At 65.2% G+C, this 2,365-nt stretch carries 2 protein-coding genes and 1 rRNA gene; 2 read left to right on the forward strand and 1 reads right to left on the reverse strand.

Features of this window, described 5'->3' with window-relative positions; translation table 11 throughout:
• On the reverse strand, positions 1–605 hold a 605-nt coding region (locus AB0I83_RS31340), incomplete at its 3' end, for an MFS transporter (RefSeq protein WP_363307040.1).
• Positions 606–785: 180 nt separating this feature from the next.
• On the opposite strand from AB0I83_RS31340, the gene AB0I83_RS31345 reads away from it, so the two are divergent.
• Both AB0I83_RS31345 and AB0I83_RS31350 read left to right on the forward strand, forming a co-directional pair.
• On the forward strand, positions 786–1,349 hold the full coding sequence (locus tag AB0I83_RS31345; protein ID WP_125500693.1) for a MarR family transcriptional regulator: 564 nt from the start codon (positions 786–788) through the stop codon (positions 1,347–1,349).
• Between the two features lie 657 nt (positions 1,350–2,006).
• Positions 2,007–2,365 (forward strand): 16S ribosomal RNA (locus AB0I83_RS31350); the annotation flags it as partial.

Consider the following 2,365-nt stretch of genomic DNA (forward strand, 5'->3'; position numbering starts at 1 on the left):
AGCTGCCGCCAGCTCGCCCTGGCCGTGCCGGCCTGCGCCGCGGTCTGCTGCAGCCGCGGCGCCTTCGGCATCCGCACCGTCGCCATCAGGGCCACCAGCAGCAGGAACACCGCGGCCTGGAGCGAGAACAGCAGGGTGAAGGAGGACAGCCGTGTGGTGTCCACCAGGTGACCGCCGATGAGCCCGCCGACACCCAGCCCCAGGTTCTGCAGGAAGAACTGCATGGCGAACGCCCGCGACCGGTTCTCCGCCGTGGAGCAGTCCACGATCATCGTGGCCAGCGCGGGCTGCATCACCGCCTGTCCCGCACCGAGGGCGGCCGCCGACAGCAGCACCGGCGCGACCCCGCCCGACAGCCCCAGGCACAGCGACCCCAGCGCGGCCAGGACCAGGGCGGCGAGCAGGACCTGAAGCGGTCCGCGCCGCACGATCGCCCGGCCGGCGAACGGCAGCACGACCAGCGCGGCCGCCGCGAACACGGCGAGGACCAGCCCCGCCGTCACCGATCCCAGCCCCCGTACCTGTGCCACGTAGACGTACAGATACGGGACAGTGAAACCGAGCCCGAACGCGCTGAGTGCGTTGCCCACGTGGATCCGGCGCATCGGTGCACCCACCGCCCTGGTCACGTTCCCCTCTCTTCTCTCCGCTCGTCGTGGCTCGTCGACCGAGATCCTTGCCGAGCCTCGGTAGTGAGACCTGAAGACTTCGAACCTAAAATTCGAAGCTAAAGAGTACACAGTGAAGGACTTCAACGCCAATCAGTCGCGTGCGATACTGCGGACATGGGAGAGACCGACGGCAGCATCGACAGCATCGGCAGCGAGCCGACCCTCGAGGAGCAGATCGCCGCCTACCAGCGCGAGTTCCAGGACCTCGACCCCCAGGTGGAGAAGATCGTCTCCGCGCTCGGCCGCCTGAACCGCCGGATGAACGTCGCCTACGGCCGGCAGACCGCTGCCCTCGGTATCACCAATGCCGACTGGGAGGTCCTCAAGGCGCTGGTGCTCTCCGGCCCGCCCTACCGCATGGGCCCCAGCGACCTCGCCAAGCGTCTGGGGCTGACCCCGGCCGCGATGACCCACCGCATCGACCGCATGGTCGCCGAGGGCCTGGTCACCCGGGAGCGCGACGAGTCCAACCGGGTCCGCGTCATCGTCGAGCTGACCCCCGAGGGTCGCGCGAAGTGGCTGGAGGCCATGCGCCTGGCTTCCGTCTTCGAGGGTGATCTGCTGCAGGATCTCTCCCCGGAGGAGCGCACGACTCTCGGCGAGGTGCTGACCAGGCTGCTGCGCCGGGTCGAAGACGCCCAGCCGGACGCCGGCGGCCGGCTCACCGACCTGGACTGAAAAAATCTTGACACGACGGCTTGACGCGCCCCTCGCTGATCCGTAAGGTTCTTCGGGTTGTCACGGGGCCGTCGAGCTTCCAGGGCAGCATCCTCGCCGCACGAGCGGCACACCAACCCTCAGCACGATCACCCCGTCGGGTCGATTTCGGCGTGCCCGGAATCAATTCGCACGGGACTTCGCGTTTCCAGATCCGGATCCGCACGGACCCGATTGGGAATCGCGGAAGGAATCGGCTAAGGTTTGAGGCGTCGGAAGGGCCCAACAGCCCGGAAGACGAACCCCGCTGACCGGGGATCAGCTCGAAAGAGATCTGATAGAGTCAGAAACGCAGGAAAGGGAAACGCGAGAGCGCGAACCTGGAAAGCGGAAACCGCCGAGGACATCGGATCGGAAAGATCTGATAGAGTCGGAGACACCGAAGGGAAAACGCCCGGAGGAAAGCCCGAGAGGGTGAGTACGAAGGAAGCGTTCGTTCCTTGAGAACTCAACAGCGTGCCAAAAGTCAACGCCAGATATGTTGATGCCCCGTCTGCCGAAGCTTCGGTTTCGGTGACTGGGTTCCTTTGAAAACACAGCGAGGACGCTGTGAACCGGAGGGATTATTCCTTCCTCTGGTTCCGCTCCCGTGTGTGTGAACCGGATCACCGGTAGGCATTCACGGAGAGTTTGATCCTGGCTCAGGACGAACGCTGGCGGCGTGCTTAACACATGCAAGTCGAACGATGAAGCCCCTTCGGGGGTGGATTAGTGGCGAACGGGTGAGTAACACGTGGGCAATCTGCCCTGCACTCTGGGACAAGCCCTGGAAACGGGGTCTAATACCGGATACGACACAGGGAGGCATCTCCTCTGTGTGGAAAGCTCCGGCGGTGCAGGATGAGCCCGCGGCCTATCAGCTTGTTGGTGAGGTAACGGCTCACCAAGGCGACGACGGGTAGCCGGCCTGAGAGGGCGACCGGCCACACTGGGACTGAGACACGGCCCAGACTCCTACGGGAGGCAGCAGTGGGGAA

Source organism: Streptomyces sp. NPDC049970, assembly GCF_040660235.1.
Lineage (GTDB): Bacteria > Actinomycetota > Actinomycetes > Streptomycetales > Streptomycetaceae > Streptomyces.

Excerpts from the sequence above, each read along its gene's own strand:
- AB0I83_RS31345 (WP_125500693.1), top strand. The coding sequence starts at position 786 with ATGGGAGAGACCGACGGCAGCATCGACAGCATCGGCAGCGAGCCGACC.